This is a genomic window from Shewanella sp. (genome assembly GCF_047975355.1).
Taxonomy (GTDB): domain Bacteria; phylum Pseudomonadota; class Gammaproteobacteria; order Enterobacterales; family Shewanellaceae; genus Shewanella.
Map to the genome: position 1 here is coordinate 134,851 of NZ_JBKEDJ010000001.1, position 15,629 is coordinate 150,479.

Genomic DNA, 15,629 nt, shown 5'->3' on the forward strand with positions numbered 1-15,629 from the left:
GCCAGAATAGGACTCACATACGAGAGCCGGATAACATACCCGCAGGGATCACCTGCGGGTCGTTAGCTTACGCAAGCTTAGGCTTGGCTGCGTTTTTCGGCGATATAACGGTCCACTAATTTTTCTAGAATATCTAAGGGGACGGCACCATTTTTCAGCACTACATCGTGAAAATCCCGTAAATCGAATTTATCACCTAGGGCTTGTTTGGCTTTTTCCCGCAGCTCGAGGATCTTCATCATGCCCACCTTATAAGCCGTAGCTTGGCCGGGCATCACAATATAACGCTCGATTTCGGCGGTCACGTCGCGGTCTGACATACCGGTGTTTTGTTTCATATAGTCAATGGCTTGCTCACGGGTCCAGCGGCTGTGGTGGATACCCGTATCGACAACCAGACGCACGGCCCTAAACAGCTCCGCCTGTAAGCGACCAATATTGTCGAAGGGATCTTGCTGAAAACCGAGTTCCCAGGCCAAACGCTCAGAATAGAGTGCCCAACCTTCGATATAGGCCGTAAATGGTGCCATCTTGCGGATCAGCGGTTGCCCTTCCAATTCCATCGCCACCGCGATTTGGAAGTGATGCCCTGGGATGCCCTCATGGTAAGCCAAGGTGCGCATGCCGTATTTAGGGATCGCTTTGATGTCGAACAGGTTGGCGTAGAAACGTCCCGGACGACTACCGTCAATCGCCGGCTGCTGATAATAAGCGCCGGGTGCAGTTTTCTCTTTAAATTCAGGAATGCGCACCACTTCCATTCCCGCTTTCGGGCGAATACGGAAGGCATTGTCTAAGCCAGCATTAACTTCATCGAGGATCTTTTGGTAATCCACTAAGATCTGCGCTCGGCCCGCATCTGAGTCTTCATAATAGAACTTCGGATCGGCGGCCAGCGCTTCGATTGCCACCGAAAATCCTTGGCTGGTGTCGTATCCCTGCGCGGCCAAAATCGTCATGATTTCATCCTGAATACGGCTCACCTCGGCTAATCCCTTGGCATGGATTTCATCGGCGCTGTAATTTGTGGTGGTAAAAAACTTCAGCAACTGCTCGTAGGCCCCATCGCCATTAGGCAAGGCCCAATAACCATCGTCCGTGCCAGCTTTAGTCTGTAATGCCGTGAAGTAATCGATAAAGAGTCGATATGCCGGTTTAACGTCGGACTCGATATTGGCTTTTGCCTGCGCCAGCAAACGCGCCTGCTCATCGGCACTGATTTGCGTGTCGGCGAGCTTAGCCTTAAAGGAGCTGTAGAGAATATTGTCTTCGACGGGCGCGTTGATGAAGTCATTCATCTCGGTTAGCACCCGCTCAATCACAAACTTAGGCGGAATAATGCCCTTAGCCTCTCGAAGCTTTAATCCTTCTAAGGTTTGGCCAAATTTAGTCTTCACCGCAATTAAGCGTGATAGGTAGTTTTCGGCATCTTCAACCGAGTGAACTTGGTGCTGGGCCTGCATAAAGCTTGGATAACCATTTTGCACACCAAATAATTGATTCACCGGATAATTATGGTAGCGATAGGGTTCGGCTGCGAGGGCAAAATCCGCCAGATACAGGGCGATATCCTTAGATATACGCTGATTATCATCCAAATCGGTATCTTGATAACTGAGTAAGGTGTCCCTTAAGGCACGAACTTGGGTAAAGGTTTTATCCATAGCCGTTGGGCTATCATCGTCGAGCAAGGCATTGTGACCTGTGATACCAACGGATTCTAAAAATCCCAAAGAAGTTAAAGTCTCGGGACTTTCAAAGGCCATTTTGACCATGCTTCTATCTAAAAAAGCACGGAAGAAAAAAGGCTTTTTCGCATACCATTCATGGGCGGCAAACGCCCCCAACAATAGCACTAAGGCGAGAGTGCCGAGTCCGATTCGTTTTAATACTGTTTTCAATATTCACGCTCCACGGGTCGTTATTCACAACATCAATGGGACAATATCCCTCGCGCAAACAATATCACCACTAAAAATTAACAACAATTTAACAAAGTAACGAAAGATGACAATGAACCCATTCCTGCGCTAGATGAATAAAACCAAATTTATTGCCACAGAGGGACCGGCTAATAAATTATTTTTACTAAGGACTTCCGGAGGTCACAACCTGCTATCCTCATGAATACGTAAAATAAAAATATTTATTTTTTCAATAACTGTTCTTGGAGGCCAAATGTGAATGCCCATATTAAAAATAAAACTATACAAAAAGTCAGTATATGCTATTCTGCGTCCTGGCCTGTGAGTCAGACCTATTTATAAGCAATATTATGTTTTTGAAAACCTTCGCTGCACCCTGTAATTTGTTTGCTGTCATGAAGCTTTCCACTCATAACTTATCATCAATGTAAATAATTCTATTTCTGGCTAAACTCCCGCATTGTTGCGAATTATTTTTTGATAGAAATTTGGAGACATTCATGTCTAAAACTACTGGTATAGTAAAATGGTTTAACGAAGACAAAGGTTTTGGTTTTATTTCCCCAGATAACGGTGGCGCTGACGCATTCGTTCACTTCCGCGCAATCGTATCTGAAGGCTTTAAAACTTTAGCCGAAGGCCAAAAGGTTTCTTACGAAGTCGAACAAGGTCAAAAAGGTCCTCAAGCTGCGAACGTTGTTGTTCTGTAATTAACTTCCCGAAAGGGATTAATTGACAACAAGTTCACAGACAAAAATGCCGACTCAGTGTCGGCATTTTTATTGGTGTTTTTTACTATTTCGTTTTGATTTACAGGCTCATAAGCCCTACTAGCCATGTAATAATTTCGCTTCCGCTTTTTCTAATCTTCTCGGCTTTCCCACAATCAGCAAGATGTCCCCAGCACGAAATATCCAATCCGATGCTGGATGCTCAATCTCCTGACCACTACGCCGAATTGCCCTCAGCTCTACCCTTAGTAGTTCCCAGTCGATATCCGCCACCTGCTTACCTACGGCATCGGCACCGCGATGTAGCAGCACCGCATGCAACGACTCTAAGGTAAAGTCGGTTTCGGTGCCTGAAAAGAAACCATGTAAAAATTGGTAATGATTGCGCCGCTCCGACTCTAGCCGCTTTAGGATCCGCGCCAGCGGCACACCACATTGATGCAGTACCTGCGAGACCAACATCAGACTGCCCTCTAATGATTCGGGGATCACCTGATTCGCCCCCGCCTTTTGCAGCAGTTCTAACTCACCGTCGTCGCGGGTCCTGACCAAGATTTTGGCTTCGGGCGCCAATTGCCTACACAGGGGTAAAGCTTCTTCTAAACTGCGGGTTTCACAGAAGGTAATCACTATCATTTTGGCATGTTTAATCCCCACCTGTTTGAGGATCGCCCGCTTGCACACATCACCAAAATAAATCGGCTCCCCCGCGCGGCGCGCCTCAGACACCCTTGTGGGGTCAAGATCGAGTACAAGATAAGGCACGGCTTCGGTCTTCAAAAAACGGGCGATGGTTTGCCCAACGCGTCCGTAACCCAAAATCAGCACCAGATCATGATCATCGGTCACTATCGGCACCACATCATCCACATGCCCTGACTGGCGGATCCCCAATAGCCATTTGGCAATGTCAACACTGTGGCGCACTAACCAAGGAGCAATACTCATCGATAGCACCGCGACCATCACCAGCATGGTACTGGTCTCATTGCTCAATAGTTCATAACTCACAGCAAGGGCTAACACCACAAAACTAAATTCCCCGACCTGAGCCAAACTTAAGGCCGTGCTGATGGCTATTCGAAATGGCTCTCCTACCAGACGCAATAATCCGTGGACAATAAGCGCCTTGCCGAATACTACGGCCAGCAGAATAAGCAAAATCTGCCACCAGAAGTGGATAACCAGTGCAAAATCTAACATCATACCGATGGAGATAAAAAAAAGCCCCATCAGCAAATCGCGAAACGGCCGAATATCCGCTTCAAGCTGGCGGCGGTACTGACTCTCGCCAAGTAGCATTCCCGCCATAAAGGCCCCTAGTGCCATAGACAAGCCTAACCACTGGGTAAATGCCCCCGTGACTAAGGCCACCACTAAAGTCGAGAGTACAAAGAGTTCATTAGAACGGGATCTTGCCACCTCATCAAACAACCGAGGTAAGGCCCATTTTCCCAAGGCCATCAATAAGAAGAAAGCCAGAATGCCCTTTAGCAACGCCAAGGCTATCGCCGCTAGCATCAAGGGTTCATCATTCTGCCCGAGTAATGGCAGCAGGATCAGCAGTGGTACAACGGCTAAATCCTGAAATAACAACACACTGACAGACAACTCGCCATGACGGCGTCTTAGCCAGCCCTGCTCATTGAGCAGTTTTAAAACTATCGCAGTGGAGGAAAGAGCAATCGCCGCGCCGATAACCAGGGATTCAATCCAATTCTGACCACAAGTCAACGCAACCAGCATAGTAAGTATTGTGGTCACTAGCACCTGCGCACTACCTAAACCGAATACGGTTCTACGCATCGCCCATAATCTTGGCACAGAAAACTCTAGTCCTAGAGTAAACATCAAGAGTACGACCCCAAGCTCGGCGACAGACTGCATTTGATGCTGAGTAAACCAGTGGAAACCACTCGGGCCACTGAGCACTCCCGTCAATAAATACGCCAAAATTGCCGGCAAACCGATACGCCGCAGCAAGGCAATTGCGATTATCGCAATCACCAGCATCAGCAGTATTTGGATCAAGAAACTATGCTCCATCGGTGCGACAACTCCTGTCAAATTACTGGCGAGTCAAAAAAGAGATAATGCGCTTTAAGCTTAACTGAGTGACATACAAAGACAAATTTTATTAGCAAACATCACGGCACATATCTTGCTTAATAGAGAGAAGAGTTTTAATTGCCATTTCATTTGCTGGGGTAAACATAATGGACTTTGGCTTAGCGACAACCTTGTATCCAGACGATTATAACTACCAAGCAGAGGCATTTAGTTCAGCATCCACATCGCTGGATTTAGTGCAAGTGATCCAGCAGCTTCACGCCAGCTTAGATCCGCGGACAGTCTTTGCCTGCTACGGCAAAGTGTTGGGGCAACATTTGCCTATTCAAGGGATTAGACTACAAGCCGAGCAATATAAATTAAGCTGGGGTAAACGCTATGGGATCAGTCTTAAACGGCAGCTCATCTGCAATGGCACACCTCTCACTCTGCAGTATCAACTACTGACACCGCTGACGCCATCACAAACTCTCATCTTGCAAGAGGTTGAGCCCTTGTTGTTGCAACCATTATTAAATGCCATGCAGTATCAAGAAATGTCGATGCAGGCAATGTTCGATTCCCTAACGGGTCTAGGCAATCGTCACTATTACAGCCAAAGCCTAAAAAACGCGGTCGCCAGAGCCCATAGAAAACAAGGCGCTGTGTCGCTTATCGTATTGGATTTAGACAATTTTAAGCAGCTTAACGATAAATATGGTCACAAGTGCGGTGATTATATTTTGAAGGAGTTTGGTGACATTATCCGCAGCAATATCCGCAGCACCGACCAGGCATTCCGTATCGGCGGTGACGAATTTGTGGTGATAGTGCAAGGCAATATTCATGCGGCGGGATTATTGTGTGAACGTATCGTTACCGCGACCAATGCCCATGCGAGCTTCTATCAATTTGGCGTGAGTAGTAGTCTTGGAGCGGCTGAGGCGAGCGACAGCATGGAGGCCGAACAACTCTATGAGCAGGCCGACAAAACCTTGTATCAAGCCAAAGCCTCGGGCCGTAATTGCTACAAGTTAAGCCAAACTCAACTGTCTTAATCAACCATGGATGCTGCTCTCTGTCGCGATAAAGCATGGCAAATAAACTTTGCTGTCAGATTGAATGCCCATCAAACTTAAGCCCTACATCATCCCCTTGGGCACAAAATGTCTTTTCGACCCAGAGTCCCAGCGCCATCACTAAACTCTCGTTGTAAAACAAGAATCCCACATCCGTGCGTAACCATGGCGGCACAGCGCATTCCTGCCAGAGTTTTTTAAGCTCACGCCCCTTATCACGAAAATGCGGCTGACAGCGAAATTGCCCAGGCAATTGATAACGCAGGCTCACCACCTCTCCCGCCTTGGGTAAACGCAGCCGAGGACCAGCAGTAGCCAATACAAACGGCGCGGTCTTGTCGTCAAGCATTGACGATGCTTGAGTCAATAAGGCCAGAGCCTCTTGATGCAAACTTCGGTCAGTGATGTGCGGCGTGGCGAATAGGGGGTCAACACTATCCAGATAAAGCATGCCAGCAAAACGGCGCAGCACACAGTCACCAATCTGGATCTGCACTTTGGCATCCTCTTTTGCACCCATTAACTGCTTTAGGATTTGTTGTAGCTGCACATAGGAAGGTAGTGTAAAGCCTTGGGATTCGATAAAACCCCGCAGCAGTAATCCTTGCCACTCAGTCGTTTGCGCCGCTAACCCATCAAGCTTGAGCACGGTTTGATGGGTAAAGGGTGCCTCGGTTAACAGCTTAGGTAAACGCCCACTCACCTCGGCATCTACTATGGCCTGCTGCTCGGCGCAAAGTTGGGCGCTGCGGCTGGCGGTAGTGGCGATACTGGGCCAACGTGCTTTCAGGCGTGGGATAATCTCGAGGCGTAAAAAGTTACGATCATATTTATCATCTTGATTACTTTCATCTTCGATATGCACTAACTGCCGCGTTTGGGCGAAAGCTTCAATCTGCTCACGGCTAATATCGAGCAAGGGCCGAGCTTGCAGGCAAGGCCCCTTCTCGCCGAGTGAGAGCATTTGGATTTGCCCCATGGCGGCTAATCCTTTAGGGCCTTGACCGCGCTTTAGTGCGAGTAGAATCGTCTCGAGTTGGTCGTCTTCATGGTGGGCTGTCAGCAACACATCATGAGGTTTCAGGTGCTGCAATATCGCCTGATAACGCATTTTTCGCGCCTCGGCCTCAACACTCACCCTAGGTCCGAGACTCAGTTGCACCCGCTCGACCGTCAGCGGCAAACCGTAACTGGCGGCGCGAGTTTGGCAGTGCTCGGCCCAAGTATCGGCATTGGGGCTCAGGCCATGGTGCACATAAACCAATTGGTAATGAAATTCGGGATGCAGTTTAGCGAATTCGCTTAAACCATAGGCGAGCACCTCAGAATCGACACCACCGCTATAAGCGAGGACTAACTTGCTCCCCGATTGCAGAGGTAAGCTCTCTAAAAATCGCGCTATATGGGCACAAAGATCCACCACAGCCATCACTCACCTACTCAGTCCATCACACGTTATGCGCTGCCACCGACTTACGGTGCAAACAAACTCAGCCTTCCCCAAACACATATTGCGGTTATGGGAACAAAATTTTTACTTTATTTGGCCCAAGCAGGCTCTCAAGAGCAAACACCAATTCATCGCTGGGGTTGACTCGCCAATTTTCAGCCAACCTAAATTGACCCTTGGCCTGCGCTTGACTGTAGTTAATCACCACGGGCACGGCACCATTGCGCCACGGGCTTATCGCCTGCTCGATACTTTCGAGCACGCTTGGATTTAGCTGCGATGCGTCTAAATCGATTTCTAAGGCGCTGGCAAAGTGGCTGCGCGCCTCGCTGATATCGATAATATTGCGCGCCGTCATGCGGTTGCCACCGGCAAAATCATCGAAGCTCACTTCACCTTCGCAGATCAGGATCCTGTCCTTCTCGAGCAGATGGTTAAACTTCTCAAAGGCTTCGGTAAAAAGCATCACTTCGAGGCGCGCACTCTTGTCATCTAAGGTCAACAGGCCCATTTTCGAGCCACGCTTAGTAAGCATCACCCGGGTTGCAACCACAAGACCTGCCGCCTTCACGGTTTTGCCGCGATCGGTTGGATGCACGTCCTTTAAGCGTCCAGAAGTGTAATGCTTGAGCTCTTTAAGGTATTGATTAATCGGGTGACCAGTTAAATATAGACCTAAGGTCTCGCGCTCCCCTTCGAGCCAAATTTTATCGGGCCACGGGGTGCATTCGACAAACTGCTGCTTGCTGTCTTCAGGATCGCTATTGAGCAGACCAAACATATCATGCTGGCCGATGGCCTCGGCCTTCGCATGCTGATCGGCGGCGCTTATCGCCTCAGGCAAGGTGGCCATCATAGAGGCGCGGTGCGGCCCAAGCGCATCTAAGGCGCCAGCACAGATAAGCTTTTCAATCACCCGCTTGTTAAGTTTTTTAAGATCGATACGGGCGCAAAAGTCGAATAAATCTTTAAAGGGACCGTCCTTACGCGCCTCAAGAATCGATTCAACTGGCCCCTCACCCACACCTTTGATGGCGCCGATACCGTAAACGATGCGCAGATCGTCATCGACGGTAAACTTAAACAGACCTTTGTTCACATCCGGCGGAATAATAGTGAGTCCCATGCGCTCACATTCATCCACTAGGGTGACGATTTTGTCGGTATTGTCCATATCGGCGGACATTACCGCCGCCATAAACTGCGACGGAAAGTGAGTCTTGAGCCACAGCGTTTGATAGGACACGAGCGCGTACGCGGCGGAGTGGGATTTGTTAAAGCCGTAGCCCGCAAACTTTTCCACTAAGTCGAAGATCTTCATCGCCAACTCGCCATCGACACCGTTCTTAATTGCCCCTTCTTTAAAGGTACCGCGCTGTTTGGCCATCTCCTCGGGCTTTTTCTTACCCATAGCGCGGCGCAGCATATCCGCGCCGCCTAAGGTATAACCCGATAGCACCTGCGCAATCTGCATCACCTGCTCTTGATACAAAATAATGCCGTAGGTGGGCGACAACAGCTCCTTCAAAGATTCATGCTGATATTGGGAATCAGGGTAAGACACCTCTTCACGACCATGCTTACGCTCGATAAAGTTATCCACCATGCCCGATTGCAGAGGCCCCGGGCGGAACAGTGCCACGAGTGCGATCATATCTTCGAAGCAGTCGGGTTGCAGACGCTTAATCAAATCCTTCATACCACGGGATTCGAGCTGGAATACCGCAGTGGTTTCATAGCGTTGCAGCAAGCGGAACGAAGCCGGGTCGTCTAGGGGAATCGCCTCGATCCGCACAGGTGGACGGCCGTTTTTAACCTCCACCTTGTTGATCATCTCCAGCGCCCAGTCAACGATGGTGAGGGTTCTTAACCCTAAGAAGTCGAATTTGACTAAGCCGGCGGTTTCCACGTCGTTCTTATCGAACTGGGTTACCGGGTTTTTACCTTCGGCGTCACAATAGAGCGGCGAGAAGTCGGTGATCTTGGTGGGCGCAATAACCACGCCCCCCGCGTGCTTACCGGCGTTACGGGTCACACCCTCGAGTTTACGGCACATGTCGATAAGATCTTTCACATCCTCATCGGCATCGTAGGACTCCTGCAGCGCAGGTTCCACTTCAAAGGCCTTGGCGAGTGTCATGCCTGGCTCTGGCGGAATAAGCTTAGAAATGCGGTCCACAAAGCCATAAGGATGGCCGAGCACACGACCCACGTCGCGAATAACCGCCTTGGCCGCCATGGTACCGAAGGTAATGATCTGCGATACCGCTTCACGGCCGTAGAGTTCGGCCACGTGGTCAATTACCTCATCGCGTCTATCCATACAGAAGTCGACGTCGAAGTCGGGCATAGATACCCGCTCAGGATTCAAGAAACGTTCGAACAGCAGATCGAATTCGAGTGGGTCTAAGTCGGTAATCTTAAGGGCATAGGCCACAAGCGACCCTGCGCCCGAACCACGGCCTGGGCCAACGGGAATGCCGTTGTCTTTACCCCACTGGATAAACTCCATCACGATGAGGAAGTAACCGGGGAAGCCCATCTGGTTGATAACCTTAAGCTCTACATCGAGACGCTCGTCATATTCGCCACGGCGCTCGGCGCGCACTTGTGGATCGGGGAATAAAAACTCTAAACGCTCTTCGAGCCCCTTCTTCGAGCGATCAACCAGATAATCCTCAATCGTCATATCGCCGGTGGGGAAGTTCGGTAAGAAGTATTCGTATAAGCGAATGGTAACGTTGCAGCGCTTAGCAATTTCAACGGTATTTTCGAGTGCTGCAGGAATATCGGCAAACAGCTCGCACATTTCCTCTTCGCTGCGAAGGTACTGCTGCTCACTGTATTTTTTAGGACGGCGGGGATCGGCGAGCGTAAAACCATCATGGATCGCAACGCGGATCTCATGGGCCTCAAAGTCTTCGGGTTTTAAAAACACCACCTGATTGGTAGCCACCACGGGGATGCCCTTTTCCTGTGACAGTCCGACCGCCATGTGCAGGTAACGCTCCTCATCGGGGCGCCCCGTACGCAATAATTCAAGGAAATAACGCCCTTCAAAATGCTGCTGATAAAACTCGCATAAGGACTCGACCTGGGTATTGTTGCCCTTAAGCAGCGCCTTTCCTACGTCCCCTTCTTTCCCACCAGACAGTAGCAGAATGCCTTCGTTGTAGGTGACAAGCCACTCTTGGTCAATCACCACGCGCCCTTGAACATGGCCACGCAAATAAGCTTGGCTGATGATTTGAGTGAGGTTTTGATAGCCGTCATTATTCATCGCAATAATGGTTAAGGCACAAAACTCACCATCAAACCCCGGCACTTGCATCCAAAAGTCCGCGCCGATAATCGGCTTAATCCCCGCACCGTGGCAACCACCATAAAACTTCACTAGACCGCAGAAGTTATTTTGATCCGTCAATGCCACAGCGGCCATCCCCATCGCCTCGACTTGGGCAAGAATGGGTTTTACTTTGGCCACACCATCGGACATAGAAAAATCACTGTGGACACGAAGATGCACAAAACGAGGATCGGACATAATTAGAATTATCTTTGAATAGCAGGTTAACAATCACTAAAAAAGCAGACTAACAAAGTCACAGCCCTGGGGCTAGTGACTTTGCTCTCAAGCTGAAGTGAAAACACGCAATTGGTGTTAACGCTCCAGTAATGCCTTGACGGGTTTGAAACTTTTACGATATTGGTCGAACACACCGTGCTCGGCGATGGCGTCAAAATGCGCCTTTGTCGGATAGCCCTTATGCTTAGCAAATCCATACTGGGGATAGGCGGCATCGAGTGCATCCATCTCACGGTCACGGGTGACTTTAGCAATAATCGACGCGGCACTAATACTCGCAATCAGGCCATCACCTTTGACTATGCTATGACTGGTAAGAGACAGCCCTTGATGAGAAAATACAGGGCTACGATTGCCATCGACCAAGACCAACTCGGGCGCAAGTGCAAGCCCCGCCACCGCGCGCTGCATGGCGAGCATAGTGGCATGGAGGATATTCAGCTCATCAATTTCCGCAGGACTGGCCCGCCCGACATGAAAGCTTAAGGCTTTTTCACAAATCTCATCGAACAAGGCCTCGCGGCGCTTCTCGGTGAGCTTTTTAGAGTCATTTAAGCCAGGAATGGGACGCTTGGGGTCGAGGATAACCGCAGCGGTCACCACATCCCCCACTAGGGGGCCGCGGCCGACTTCATCCACGCCCGCCACTAAGCCCGTTGAGAAGGTGACGATATCGGCGTCGGTAAGCGTCTTAAATACCGCCATTAGTTCACTTCCTTAGCATCAACGAGTGCTAAAACCGCCTCGGCCGCCTTTTGGCTGGCATCGCAACGCAGCAGCTGATGTAAACGCTCGAACTCAGCTTTGATTGGTGCAAAGTCGCGATTAAGTTCAACGCTAACCGCGGCGGCAATCTTTTCCGGCGTGCAATCATGCTGAATAAGCTCAGGCACCACATCTCGCCCCGCTAACAGGTTTGGCAGGGAGAAACGATTCACTTGCATCATACTTTTCGCTATCTTATAGGTCAGCGGGCTGACGCGATACGCCACCACCATAGGACGCTTGATCAGCATAGCTTCTAAGGTTGCTGTTCCCGAGGCGAGTAAAATGCCATCGGCGGCGGCCATCACTTCACGTGATTTGCCTTCCACCATGTGGATTTCCAGATCCGGTGCATGCTCTTTTAACGCTTGCTCAAACTGCTCACGGCGCTTTTGATTCACTAAAGGCGTCACAAAGCGAATATCGGGAAATTGCTGCTTGATCAGCAGCGCCGCCTTCACAAAGGGCTCGGCTAATTGCTTTAATTCGCCACCGCGGGAGCCTGGTAAAATCGCGAGATACTCAGCCTCAGGATCTAACTCCAGCAGTTGACGGGCACTTGCCTTATCACTCTCTAAGGGAATGTCGTCGGCCAAGGTATGACCCACAAAGGTACAAGGCACTTGATGCTTATCGTAAAAGGCTTTCTCAAAGGGCAATAACGACAGCACCATATTGGTGGCCTTAGCGATTTTAAAAATACGCTTAGGACGCCATGCCCATACAGAAGGACTCACGTAGTGAACCGTTTTAATCCCCTTCGCCTTTAATTTAAGCTCAAGACCGATATTAAAATCCGGCGCATCGATACCGATAAAGCAATCGGGCTTAAGTTCGGTGATGGACTTAATCAGGGAAGAGCGCACATGGAGTAAACGTGGTAAGCGCGATAGCACTTCGACTATCCCCATCACGGCTAATTCTTCCATTGCAAACAGGGATTCGAAGCCTAGGGCTTCCATACGAGGTCCACCAATACCGACAAAACGGGCGTTGGGGTGTGTTTTTTGCAGTGCAGCCATTAAACCCGCACCTAAAATATCGCCGGAGAGTTCTCCGGCGACCATTGCAAACACTAATTGAGATTTTTTGCTCATAAACCAATCATATCTGACAAGTGAATGGCACCGCAGCGTTAACCTCTGCCATGGCATTTTCTAAAGCAGAATGTCACGAGCAGTGCCTATGAATGGCATAGTGTAGAGTCTAAGACTCTTAACGAATAATGCCGCGACCCGATGATTTAACAAACTCAATGAACGACTTAACTTGCTCATCGTTCTGCGCATCTTCGGCAAGCGCTTCAATCGCTTCATCAACAGTTAAACTGCTGCGATATAAGGTTTTATAGGCACGACGCACCGCTAATTGGCTCTCCTTAGAGAAACCACGGCGCTTCATACCTTCGCTGTTTAAGCCACGAGGAATGGCAGGTTGTCCCGCCGCCATCACAAAGGGTGGCACATCCTGTAGCAATAACGAACAACCCGCAGTAAAGGCGTGGGCCCCAATATGCACAAACTGGTGAACCCCAGTCATACCACCGAGGATCGCCCAGTCACCCACATGCACATGACCTGCTATAGACGCATTGTTGGCCATAATCACGTTATTGCCAACCACGCAGTCGTGGGCAATATGCACGTAGTTCATAAACAGGTTGTTAGAGCCGATACGGGTTTCGCTATTATCTTGAACCGTACCACGGTGAATGGTCACATGCTCACGGATAACGTTGTTATCGCCAATAATGAGTCGAGTCGGCTCGCCAGCGTATTTCTTGTCTTGGCATTCTTCACCCACGGAGGCGAATTGGAAAATACGGTTGCCTTTACCGATAATGGTTGGGCCCTTCACCACTACGTGGGAGCTTAACCAACAATCGTCGCCAATCTCGACACCCGCGCCCACATAACTCCATGGACCTATGGTGACGTTTTTACCAATTTTTGCATCGGGATGCACAAACGCTAATGTATCTATCACTGATTAATCTCTCTGCGGGCACACATGATTTCAGCGGAACAAGCCACTTCACCATCCACTTTGGCCTCACCATAGAAAACGCCAATCCCGCGGCGCTCTTTAATCATTTTGACTTCAAAATGGATTTGATCGCCGGGCTCAACCACACGTCTAAAACGCGCGTTATCGATACCAGCAAAATAGTACAACACACCAGGAGGCGGTACATCGTCACTCATGGTCTTAAAGGCTAGCAGACCAGTGGCCTGTGCCATGGCTTCTAAAATCAGCACGCCGGGCATTACAGGCTGAACAGGGAAATGTCCCTGGAAAAAGGGTTCATTAATCGTCACGTTTTTAATCGCATGAAGACTCTCACCTGGGGTGTAATCCAATACGCGATCGATTAATAAAAATGGATATCTATGGGGTAGATACTTAAGGATCTCCGTAATATCCATAGTGTTCATTTGATTTGACACGAACCTAGTTCCTCAAAATTGCCTTGGGCAATTACTCTGGTGTATTTGAATTCTTTTCCAACGTCTTCACACGTTGGAACAGTTCATCCAATTGACGGAAGCGAACTGTGTTTTTACGCCATACTTTGTTTTCCATTGCCACTGTCGCAGAAGAATACAAACCAGGCTCACGCATATTACCGGTAACGTTTGTCGCGCCAGAAAGGTGGACACCATCGGCAATAGTTAAATGGCCAGCAATTGCGCAATTACCACCAATAATACAATGTTTACCAATGGTAACACTGCCTGCGAGGGTGGTGCTGCCAGCTATCGCAGTATTTTCACCAATGATATCGTTATGGGCAACCTGCACTTGGTTGTCGATGATCACACCGTTGTGGATCTCTGTATGACCCAAAGCGCCGCGGTCGATAGTTGAGCTAGCACCGATTTCAACGCGGTCACCAATACGCACACCACCGGTTTGCGGGATCTTAACCCACTGTCCGCGCTCATTAGCATAACCAAAACCGTCGGAACCAATAATCGCGCCGGAATGGATAATACAATCTTGGCCTAAATGGACGTTGTGATACAGGGTCACATTAGCCCATAGACGGGTATTTGAACCTATGATGCAGTCTTGGCCAATCACAGTGCCCGCACCAATCTGCACGTTTTCACCGAGGATCACATTGGCACCGATCACCGCATTGGCCCCGATAGCAACACCCTCGCCGAATTGGGCTGAAGAGTCGATTTGCGCCGAAGGGTGGATACCTATGGCCGCCTTAGGCGTGGTATCTAACAACTGTGCCACACGGGCAAACCCAACATAGGGATCTTTTACTACTAACGCAGTGCCAGAATAGCCCTGCGCATCTTTAGCCGACAATAACACCGCGCTCGCTTGAGTTGACTCAAGCTGAGCACGGTATTTGCTGTTGGCTAAAAAAGAGATTTGTCCCGTTGTGGCATGTTCAAGCGTTGCAACACTGTTTATCACTAAGGTTTCATCGCCTTGGACAACGCCATCTAATAACAGGCTTAACTCTTTTAAAGTCACACTTTTCATCAATTACTTGCCTTTGCTTAAGGCTTCAACCACTTTGCCACTGATGTCAGCATTTGGCTTAACATAAATGACAGCACCACGCTGTAAAACTAAATCGTATTTTTCTTTTTCAGCGATAGTGTTAATGGCTTTTTGAACCTTAACTAACAGTTTGTTTTGCTCTTCACCTTGGCGACGACGTAAGTCTTCATCCAAAGCTTTACCTTTCAACTGATATTCAGACTTTAACGCTTCCATTTTACGAACCAGCTCAGTTTTTTGCGTGTCATTCATTAACGCGCCGTCACGTTGCTGCTTCTCCATCAGAGAGCGCATTTCTTCTTGCATTTTCTGAACTTCAGCCATGCGATCGCCAAACTCTGATTTCAGAGACTGGGAGATTTGCTCACGTTGAGGTAACTGTTCAAACACAGCGCCCATATCAACAACAGCAATATTTTCTGCCTGCGCCGCTAAAGGTGCACCTAATAAAGCCAACGTCACCAGGGCACGGTTTACCATCTTGTTCAAAATAGACTCCTTGTTACCTTTGTTATATTC

The 15,629-nt window shown here is 49.1% G+C and carries 12 protein-coding genes; 2 read left to right on the top strand and 10 right to left on the bottom strand.

Features of this window, described 5'->3' with window-relative positions; translation table 11 throughout:
• Positions 1–77 precede the first annotated feature (77 nt).
• Positions 78–1,901, bottom strand: a complete 1,824-nt coding sequence (locus ACK5NH_RS00585; protein WP_416917355.1) for a DUF885 domain-containing protein — start codon at positions 1,899–1,901, stop codon at positions 78–80.
• Positions 1,902–2,425: 524 nt separating this feature from the next.
• Between ACK5NH_RS00585 and ACK5NH_RS00590 the strand changes: the two genes are divergently transcribed.
• On the top strand, positions 2,426–2,635 hold the full coding sequence (locus tag ACK5NH_RS00590; protein WP_011623374.1) for a cold-shock protein: 210 nt from the start codon (positions 2,426–2,428) through the stop codon (positions 2,633–2,635).
• A 120-nt stretch (positions 2,636–2,755) separates the two neighbouring features.
• Here the strand turns inward: ACK5NH_RS00590 and ACK5NH_RS00595 are convergent, their stop codons facing one another.
• Positions 2,756–4,702: a monovalent cation:proton antiporter-2 (CPA2) family protein gene (locus ACK5NH_RS00595; RefSeq protein WP_416917356.1), complete on the bottom strand. Its 1,947-nt coding sequence runs from the start codon at positions 4,700–4,702 to the stop codon at positions 2,756–2,758.
• 170 nt (positions 4,703–4,872) lie between these two features.
• Here ACK5NH_RS00595 and ACK5NH_RS00600 point away from each other — a divergent pair, with 170 nt between their 5' ends.
• On the top strand, positions 4,873–5,763 hold the full coding sequence (locus ACK5NH_RS00600; RefSeq protein WP_416917357.1) for a GGDEF domain-containing protein: 891 nt from the start codon (positions 4,873–4,875) through the stop codon (positions 5,761–5,763).
• A 55-nt stretch (positions 5,764–5,818) separates the two neighbouring features.
• Here the strand turns inward: ACK5NH_RS00600 and tilS are convergent, their stop codons facing one another.
• The 8 genes from tilS to ACK5NH_RS00640 all read right to left on the bottom strand — a co-directional run bounded on the left by tilS (position 5,819) and on the right by ACK5NH_RS00640 (position 15,590).
• Positions 5,819–7,213, bottom strand: a complete 1,395-nt coding sequence (gene tilS, locus ACK5NH_RS00605) for a tRNA lysidine(34) synthetase TilS (protein ID WP_416917358.1) — start codon at positions 7,211–7,213, stop codon at positions 5,819–5,821.
• Between the two features lie 88 nt (positions 7,214–7,301).
• Positions 7,302–10,778, bottom strand: a complete 3,477-nt coding sequence (dnaE, locus tag ACK5NH_RS00610; RefSeq protein ID WP_416917359.1) for a DNA polymerase III subunit alpha — start codon at positions 10,776–10,778, stop codon at positions 7,302–7,304.
• A gap of 117 nt (positions 10,779–10,895) precedes the next feature.
• Positions 10,896–11,525, bottom strand: a complete 630-nt coding sequence (rnhB, locus tag ACK5NH_RS00615) for a ribonuclease HII (RefSeq protein WP_416917360.1) — start codon at positions 11,523–11,525, stop codon at positions 10,896–10,898.
• Positions 11,525–12,682, bottom strand: a complete 1,158-nt coding sequence (gene lpxB / locus ACK5NH_RS00620) for a lipid-A-disaccharide synthase (protein WP_416917361.1) — start codon at positions 12,680–12,682, stop codon at positions 11,525–11,527. Before lpxB ends, rnhB begins: the two co-directional genes overlap by 1 nt.
• Positions 12,683–12,800: 118 nt before the next feature.
• Complete coding sequence (gene lpxA, locus ACK5NH_RS00625) at positions 12,801–13,571, bottom strand: acyl-ACP--UDP-N-acetylglucosamine O-acyltransferase (RefSeq protein WP_011717682.1); 771 nt, start codon at positions 13,569–13,571, stop codon at positions 12,801–12,803.
• Positions 13,568–14,032 (bottom strand): 3-hydroxyacyl-ACP dehydratase FabZ, encoded by a 465-nt coding sequence (gene fabZ / locus ACK5NH_RS00630; RefSeq protein WP_416917362.1) that lies wholly within the window; start codon positions 14,030–14,032, stop codon positions 13,568–13,570. Before fabZ ends, lpxA begins: the two co-directional genes overlap by 4 nt.
• Before the next feature lie 31 nt (positions 14,033–14,063).
• Positions 14,064–15,089 (bottom strand): UDP-3-O-(3-hydroxymyristoyl)glucosamine N-acyltransferase, encoded by a 1,026-nt coding sequence (gene lpxD, locus ACK5NH_RS00635; protein ID WP_416917363.1) that lies wholly within the window; start codon positions 15,087–15,089, stop codon positions 14,064–14,066.
• Between the two features lie 3 nt (positions 15,090–15,092).
• Positions 15,093–15,590 (bottom strand): OmpH family outer membrane protein, encoded by a 498-nt coding sequence (locus ACK5NH_RS00640; RefSeq protein WP_011623384.1) that lies wholly within the window; start codon positions 15,588–15,590, stop codon positions 15,093–15,095.
• Positions 15,591–15,629 lie beyond the last annotated feature (39 nt).